Genomic DNA, 7,420 nt, shown 5'->3' with positions numbered 1-7,420 from the left:
CGCGCCCCCGCCCCCCCCCCCCCCCCCCCCCCCCCCCCCCCCCCCCCCCGCCCCGCCCGCCCCCCGCCCCGCCGCCCCCCCCCCCCCCCCCCCCCCCCCCCCCCCCCCCCCCGGCCGTTTCGCGAATTTCCACTCGGAATTTCGCGGATTCCAGGTCAGGAATGAAGGCAGGGAGAATTCAGTAATGCGACAGGTCACCCGCAAGGGCCTGATGACCGTGATGGCGGCGACCGGCGTGCTCGCCGCTGCGGGCGGTTACGCCCACGCCGACTCGGGCGCGAACGGCTCCGCTTCGGACTCGCCCGGCGTACTGTCCGGCAACACGGTGCAGGCGCCCGTGCATGTGCCGGTGAACGTCTGCGGCAACACCGTCAACGTCGTCGGACTGCACAACCCGGCGCGGGGCAACGAGTGCAGCAACGAGGGCGGGCACGGCGGTTCCGGCGGGGCCCACGCCGGCGGACACTCCAGTCACTCGCCCGGCATCGGCTCCGGCAACACCGTCCAGGCGCCGGTCGACGTGCCGGTCAATGTCTGCGGCAACAGCGTCAACGTCGTCGGCATCGGCAACGCCGCCGAGGACAACGAGTGCACCAACGGCGGTTCGGGTGGGCACACGACGCCTCCCGGGAACCCGGGACACCCCGGCAACCCCGGACACCCGGGTAATCCGGGACACCCGGGCAATCCCGGTCATCCCGGCACCCCCGGTCACCCTGGCACCCCCGGCCACCCGGGCCACCCGGGTAACCCGAACCACCCCGGCAACCCGAGCACGCCGGGCGGCTCCTCGCACACCAACCACCCCGGCACCCAGACCGTGACCCAGCCGCTGGGCGGGGCACAGCTCGCGCACACCGGCAGTGACCTGCCGATCGGGGTCGTGCTCCCGGTGGGCGCAGGAGCGCTGCTGGCGGGGGCGGTCATGTACCGCAAGGCGCGCGCCTCGGTCTGAACCGGCGCATCTCCACCCCGAGCACCGCAAACTTCCCCTACGGTGCGCAGAACGGAGCGGGCCCCGTGCTGGCGGGGCCCGCTCCGTTTCGGTCGTCTCCGTCCTCGCCTCAGCTCACCACGTGGCCCGCACCTGGCGGATGATCCGCCGGCGCAACCGCACCCTGCGGCTGCCGTCGCGCAGCAGGCTCAGACGGTCCAACTCCCAGTGTCCGTACTCGGCATGGTCCGTCAGCAGGCGTGTCGCGTCCTTGCGGGACACCCCGCGCGGTACGTACACGTCGACAAATTCGTATTCCGGCATCGCATCTATTGTGCGGGCTGGGGCCCGGTACGGATAGCGTCTGCACTATGTCTGATGCTGCGCAGCCCACCGCTGCCGAGGTACGAGCCGCCGCCGAGGCGGTCAAGACCGCGCTCGACCGTCACCTGGCCGCGGTCGAACGCAGGTCCGGGGAGGACGACCAGGCCGTCTACGAGGCGTTCAACGAGCTGGCCGCGGCCGCCGAGACGTACGACGAAATGCTCTACGACCGCTACGACGAGGTCACGCCCTTCGAGATCCCCGGTGCGGAGGACACGCTGCCGCCGTACACGGGTCCCGAGGAGCCGAACGCGCTGAGTGTGCTCATCCGCCGCGACTACGCCGTGGCGGATCAGCATCGGCTGCTGGCGCAGGCGCAGCGGGTGGAGGCGGCGGACGACGACGGGCGGGGGGCGGAGACCTCCGCGACCGTGCACGGGGCGCTGGGCGTGCTGTTCGGCGAGTTCGAACCGGACGAGATCGCCTCACGGCACAAGGAGTTCGGCCTCGAGGAGGGCGACTCCACGCTGTGGGTGACGGCCACGGACGAACCGGCCGAGCCGGGCGACTGGCTGGAGGCGCCGTTCGAGCAGATCGATCCGCAGCGGGTGGTCTGCCGCTTCGACGTCAGCGCTGTCTTTGACGACGAGATCGACGACGGACGCCTCGCCGGCGTGACCGACGACGACCTCGAGGACGAACTGGACACGGATCTGGACGGCGACGAGGACCTGGAGCCACTGGACGCGGACCGCTAGCGCGGGGACGGACCGTTTTGCGGCGGCGGCGTTCACGGAGATCATCCGTGAACGCCGCCGGCGTTCTGTCGGGCCCCTCGGTCAGCCGGTGGCCGGTACCTGGGTGCTCAGCAGGAGCGGCAGACGGGTCGTACGCGGCTTCGCCGGGATCTCGGCCACGGCACGGGGGAGTGCCTGGTCCACGCCGTGGACCACGGAGAGGTGGCGGTCCGCCCTGCCGAACGCCGTGTAGACCCAGGGGCGGCTGAGGGACTGCGCCGCATCCCCGGGCAGTACCACGACCACCGCGGGCCACCTGTTGCCCACCGCCTGGTGCGCGGTCAGCGCCCACCCGTGCCGCACGGACTGCTCGACCCGCTCCTTCGGTACGGCGACGGAGGCGCCCGCACACGACAGATGCAGCCCGGCGGCGTCGGCCGTGACGACCTTGCCCGTTGTCGTACGGCCCGGTGCGGGGGAGTAGGCGATCCGGTCGCCGGGGTCGAAGCCGCCGAAGCGGCCCGGGCCCGGGTTGAGGCGCTCCTTCAGCGCCGCGTTGAGGGCGCGGGTGCCGGCCGCGCCGCCGTGGCCGGGGGTGATCACCACGGTCTCCTCGGGCGGCACGCCGAACGCCCGGGGCACCGAGTCGGCGACGAGCTGCACCGTCCGGTGGACCGCCTCGCCCGCGTCCCGCACCGGGACGATCACGACCTCCTTGCCGGGGGCCTCGACCTGACCCAGCTCACCGATGCCGATCCCGGAGACCAGCTCGCCCAGCGGGCCGAGGTCCGGCCGCCGCGAGGCGATCCGGGGGCAGACCCGCGCCGCCAGCAGATCGGCGAACACCCGCCCGGGCCCGGCCGACCACAGCACCCCGGGATCCCCGGCCAGCACCAGCCGGGCACCGTCGGGCAACGACTCGACGAGCAGGGCCCCCGTCTCGACGTCCAGTTGGGGCGCGTCGAGCACCACGAGAAGACCCAGATCCAGCGCCCCGTCCACGTCCCGCCCGGGCCCCTCGTCACCGGAGAGCAGCCCGGCGACGGTGGCGACGCCGGGGGCGCCTGGCACCGGCTCGTTCTCCCCGTCGCGGCCCTGCACGGCCCCGGCGCGCCCCGCGCACAGTGCTGCGAAGCGGTCGCGGCCGGTCGGGGTGTGTGTGGCCGCCCAGGCGCGCAGGCCGAGAGCGGTGGCCGCCTGCAGCAGGGCTGCCGGTTCGGTCAGGGAGGCCTCGCCGCCGGTGTGCAGGACCAGGCCGTGGCCCGAGACCGCGCGGACCAGCTCGGCGGCGGTGTCCGGGGCGGAGGCGGCGGCGCCCTCCCAGGCCTCCGCCGAACCCTCCTCCTTCGGCACCGAGTTGATCAGACGGGCCAGTCCGTCGGCGAGGCTCTCCTCCGCGAGCGCGTACCGCTCCAGGCCGACCAGGATCCGTACCGGACGCTCCTCGGCCTCCTCGGCCGTCTCCGGCGCCGGAGCGGTCGGTTCGAGGGCGTCCTGGAAGACCAGGGCCTCGCCCTCCGCGACAGCGCTCTGCACGGCCGCGTCGGCGTCGGGCACGCCCCGCTGGGTCAGCGCCGCGGTGAGCGCAGGCATCTCCAGCGCCGTGTGCCCGGCCAGGGCCGCCTGCTCCAGCAGCCATCCCGTCAGCGCGCGGCCCCGCCGCTCGTCGTCCGGACCGCACTCCGCGCCGAGCAGCGCCCGCGCGAAGCCGTCGGCCTGCTCGGGCCGCACACCGCCGACGCGCAACAGCAGCCAGGGGTCCTCCCGCAGAACGTCCTCGGCGCCCTCGCCGAGAGTGGCGGCGACCTGCGGTGCGAGCGCCTCCGGTGCGCCGCCGTCGCTCAGCACGCGCCGTACCGCGTCGACGGTCTCCGGTGCGGGCGCGGCGGGCGCGGCCGCGGGCGTCGGCTGCGGGCGCCGTACCGGCTCGGGGGCGGGACGGCGCGGGGCGGACTCGCTGAACACGGTGGCCACGGGCTTCGCCCCGCTCTCCACGGCACGGACGGCGGCCAGCAGATCGGCGGCCTTCCCGCTGAGCTTCGCGCCGCTCTCGACCGGCCCCGCCTTCTCGGCCTTGCGCCGCTCGATCCGCTCCCGCTCCAGCCGCTGGGCAGCCAGCTCGGCCTCGGCTTCGGACAGTTGGGCGGCGGACCCGCCGTCACCGTCCGCCGCGGTCGCGCCCTCGCCGCTCTGCTCCGCGGCGCCCGGCGTCCCCGGCTCGGCGTTCTCTGCGTCCTCGGTGGGTTCGGGCTCCGTGCTCACAGCGTGCTCCAGTCGTGATCGGGATAGCGGTGCACGGGCGCCGACACGTCGTCGAGCGCCCGGCAGATCTCGTCAGGAAGACTAAGGGCCTCCACTGACAATGCCGCCGTGAGCTGCGAAGAGTTGCGTGCGCCGACGATGGGCGCGGCCACGCCCGGCCGGTCGCGGATCCATGCGAGGGCGACCTGCAGGGGAGTCACCGCGAGCCCGTCCGCCGCGGTCTGCACGGCGTCCACGATGCGGCTCGCGGTGTCGTCCAGGTACGGCGCGACGAAGGGCGCCAGGTGCTCGGAGGCGCCGCGCGAGTCGGACGGCAGAGCCTCGCCCCGGTACTTGCCCGTCAGGACCCCGCGGCCCAGCGGCGAGGACGGCAGCAGACCGATGCCCAGGTCCAGCGCGGCCGGCAGCACCTCGCGCTCCACGCCGCGCTGCAGCAGCGAGTACTCCATCTGCGTGCCCGCCAGCCGGGTCCGCAGTCCGGGAGCCGCCAGCTGCCACGTCGCCGCCTTGGCGAGCTGCCAGCCGCAGAAGTTGGAGACGCCGGCATACCTCGCCCGCCCGCTGCTGACCGCAAGGTCGAGGGCCTGCAGGGTCTCCTCCAGCGGGGTGTGCGGGTCGTAGGCGTGGATGTGCCAGATGTCGACGTAGTCGGTGCCGAGCCGGGCCAGCGAGGCGTCCAGCGCGGAGAGCAGATGCCCGCGCGAGCAGTCGACCCGGCGGTCCGGGTCCGGCACACTGCCCGCTTTGGTGGAGATCACCAGGTCCCGGCGCGGGACCAGGCCTTCTATGAGGCGTCCGAGCAGATACTCGGCCTCCCCGTCGCCGTACACGTCCGCCGTGTCGACAAGGCTCCCGCCGGCCTCCCAGAACGTCTTCAAGAGGTCCGCGGCGTCGTGCTCGTCGGTGTCCCTGCCCCAGGTGAGCGTGCCGAGTCCGATGCGGGACACGCGAAGGCCGGTCCGGCCGAGATACCTCTGCTCCATGAACGCCGAGATTACTGGCCCGGCCCTTCGGCGTGGGGGCCTGTGGACAACCAGTTTCCGCACGCTAGGGTCTGGCGAACAGGGACGTTACTGATCGGTAAGGGGTATCGGCATGCAGCTCGGGATCAACCTCGGCTACTGGGGTGCCGGAATGGACGCGGACAACCTGGAGGTCGCGAAGGAGGCCGACCGGCTCGGGTACGCCGTGTGCTGGGCCGCCGAGGCCTACGGATCGGACGCGGCCACCGTGCTCAGCTGGGTCGCCGCCCAGACCGAGCGCATCGACGTCGGCTCGGCCATCTTCCAGATCCCGGCCCGCCAGCCCGCGATGACCGCGATGACCGCCGCCACCCTCGACTCGCTCTCCGGCGGCCGCTTCCGCCTCGGCCTCGGGGTCTCAGGACCGCAGGTCTCCGAGGGCTGGTACGGCGTCAAGTTCGACAAGCCGCTGGCCCGCACGCGTGAGTACGTCGAGATCGTGCGCAAGGCGATGACCCGCGAGCGGCTGTCGTTCGAGGGCGAGCACTGGACGCTGCCGCTGCCCGGCGGCCCGGGCAAGCCGCTCAAGCTGACCGTGCACCCCGAGCGCGAGCACATCCCGCTGTACATCGCGGCGATCGGCCCGAAGAACCTCGAGCAGACCGGTGAGATCGCCGACGGCGCCCTGCTGATCTTCCCCTCGGCCGAGCACCTCGAGGAGACCACGATCAAGTACCTGCGCGCCGGGCGGGAGAAGGCGGGCAAGACCCTCGACGGCTTCGACGTCTGTCCGACGCTCCCGCTCTCCGTTGGCGAGGACAAGGACGTGGCCACCCTCGCCGACGCGTTCCGGCCCTACACCGCCCTGTACGTCGGCGGCATGGGCAGCGCCAAGCAGAACTTCTACAACCAACTCGCCCAGCGCATGGGGTTCGAGGCGGCGGCCGCCGAGGTCCAGGAGAAGTACCTGTCCGGCGACAAGCAGGGCGCCGCGGCCGCGATCCCGCACGACCTGATCGACAAGACGGCGCTGCTCGGTTCCGTGGACCGCATCGCGGACCGGATGAAGGAGTACGCGGCGGCCGGGGTCACCACCCTGAGCCTCAACCCGGCCGGCTTCACGCTTCAGGAGCGGGTCGCCTCGCTCCGCGCCGGCACCGAGGCCCTGGAGCGCGCCGGACTGGCGTAACGCACGCTCCGGGGCGGTGGCGAAAAGTTTCTGCGGCCGTGGTGGGGGCTCGGGGGTCTTCCCCGCCACGGCCGTCACGGGGAACAACGCGCCCGGCCGCGCGCGGTTACGCCTCCGCTGTGCCCCCTTGGGTCCTCCTTTCGGCCGAGTCGTCCGACACACCTGTTGCAGCACCTCCGTCGCCGCATTTGACTCGTTCGAGACCGGCAGAGAGGTGCCCACCATGCTTTCGGCCAGGAGTCTTTTCCAGGAGATCCTCGACGACGACGAGTCGTTCGCCCTGTTCTGCTCCATCGCGGCCAGCGGCGAGTCCCAGGGCGGCTGGGAGAACGGGCGGATCGCCGCACTGGTCCCAGAGGGCCAACGCGACCTCGCCCCCAAGATCGCCCGGCACGGCGCCGACGAGGACAAGCACGGGCGGATCTTCAACGCCCTGATGAAGAAGCGCGGGCTCGAACCCGTCCCCGTACCGCCCGAGACCGACTACACGATGCTGCTCGAGAAGCACGGCATCGGTCTTCCCCACGACAAGCTCAGGAACGACGAACCGCTCACCGTGCAGGACATCGTCACCTACCTCTCCCACAGCAGGGTCACCGAGCAGCGTGCCTCCGAGCAGATGGAACTGCTGCGCCGGCACTTCGCCGACCACCCCGGCATCGGCCGCGCGGTGCGGATGATCTCCGACGACGAGGACAACCACCTGGCCTACTGCCACGAGGAGTTGCTGCGCCTCGCCTACGCCGGACACGGCCGCGCCATCCAGCGCGCGCTGCGGGAGTGCGCGCTCGCGGAGATCCGCATCTACCGGGACGTCAGCCTCGCCGTCATGGACCACATGGGGCGCATCCTCGGCTGGCCGCGGGCCAAGTCGGCGCTGCTCGCGGCCGGCATCCACGCCGTCTACGCCTACGAGCGGTTCGCCGGCTGGCGGCGCATGGTGAGCCTGCGGATGCCCGAGCGGCGCGACGCACTGGGCGGACCCGCCCGGACGGCACCCGAGTTCGCCTGA

At 72.9% G+C, this 7,420-nt stretch carries 7 protein-coding genes; 4 read left to right on the top strand and 3 right to left on the bottom strand.

The window, feature by feature from the left end:
- Positions 1–184 precede the first annotated feature (184 nt).
- Positions 185–955, top strand: coding sequence for a chaplin family protein (locus ACIBW9_RS29050; protein ID WP_398959994.1), 771 nt, complete (start codon positions 185–187; stop codon positions 953–955).
- A gap of 114 nt (positions 956–1,069) precedes the next feature.
- Here ACIBW9_RS29050 and ACIBW9_RS29045 read toward each other — a convergent pair whose 3' ends face one another.
- Positions 1,070–1,258, bottom strand: coding sequence for a DUF5703 family protein (locus ACIBW9_RS29045; RefSeq protein ID WP_005485166.1), 189 nt, complete (start codon positions 1,256–1,258; stop codon positions 1,070–1,072).
- A gap of 47 nt (positions 1,259–1,305) precedes the next feature.
- Here ACIBW9_RS29045 and ACIBW9_RS29040 point away from each other — a divergent pair, with 47 nt between their 5' ends.
- Positions 1,306–2,016, top strand: coding sequence for a hypothetical protein (locus ACIBW9_RS29040; RefSeq protein ID WP_398959992.1), 711 nt, complete (start codon positions 1,306–1,308; stop codon positions 2,014–2,016).
- 81 nt (positions 2,017–2,097) lie between these two features.
- Here the strand turns inward: ACIBW9_RS29040 and ACIBW9_RS29035 are convergent, their stop codons facing one another.
- Positions 2,098–4,257, bottom strand: coding sequence for a helix-hairpin-helix domain-containing protein (locus ACIBW9_RS29035; protein ID WP_398959990.1), 2,160 nt, complete (start codon positions 4,255–4,257; stop codon positions 2,098–2,100).
- Positions 4,254–5,240, bottom strand: coding sequence for an aldo/keto reductase (locus ACIBW9_RS29030; protein ID WP_398959988.1), 987 nt, complete (start codon positions 5,238–5,240; stop codon positions 4,254–4,256). The genes ACIBW9_RS29035 and ACIBW9_RS29030 overlap by 4 nt, the downstream gene beginning before the upstream one ends.
- Before the next feature lie 112 nt (positions 5,241–5,352).
- Here ACIBW9_RS29030 and ACIBW9_RS29025 point away from each other — a divergent pair, with 112 nt between their 5' ends.
- Positions 5,353–6,408 carry an LLM class F420-dependent oxidoreductase gene (locus ACIBW9_RS29025; protein ID WP_398959986.1) on the top strand — a complete coding sequence of 352 codons (1,056 nt, stop codon included), beginning with the start codon at positions 5,353–5,355 and terminating at the stop codon, positions 6,406–6,408.
- Positions 6,409–6,631: 223 nt separating this feature from the next.
- Positions 6,632–7,420, top strand: a complete 789-nt coding sequence (locus ACIBW9_RS29020; RefSeq protein ID WP_398959984.1) for a ferritin-like domain-containing protein — start codon at positions 6,632–6,634, stop codon at positions 7,418–7,420.

The sequence above is a fragment of the Streptomyces sp. NPDC049541 genome (assembly GCF_044465725.1).
GTDB lineage: Bacteria > Actinomycetota > Actinomycetes > Streptomycetales > Streptomycetaceae > Streptomyces.
Note: the sequence above shows the minus strand (reverse complement) of the source record. Positions and strands in the feature narration are given on the sequence as shown.

Excerpts from the sequence above, each read along its gene's own strand:
- ACIBW9_RS29050 (WP_398959994.1), top strand. The coding sequence starts at position 185 with ATGCGACAGGTCACCCGCAAGGGCCTGATGACCGTGATGGCGGCGACC.
- ACIBW9_RS29040 (WP_398959992.1), top strand. The coding sequence starts at position 1,306 with ATGTCTGATGCTGCGCAGCCCACCGCTGCCGAGGTACGAGCCGCCGCC.
- ACIBW9_RS29020 (WP_398959984.1), top strand. The coding sequence starts at position 6,632 with ATGCTTTCGGCCAGGAGTCTTTTCCAGGAGATCCTCGACGACGACGAG.
- ACIBW9_RS29045 (WP_005485166.1), bottom strand. The coding sequence starts at position 1,258 with ATGCCGGAATACGAATTTGTCGACGTGTACGTACCGCGCGGGGTGTCC.
- ACIBW9_RS29025 (WP_398959986.1), top strand. The coding sequence starts at position 5,353 with ATGCAGCTCGGGATCAACCTCGGCTACTGGGGTGCCGGAATGGACGCG.
- ACIBW9_RS29030 (WP_398959988.1), bottom strand. The coding sequence starts at position 5,240 with ATGGAGCAGAGGTATCTCGGCCGGACCGGCCTTCGCGTGTCCCGCATC.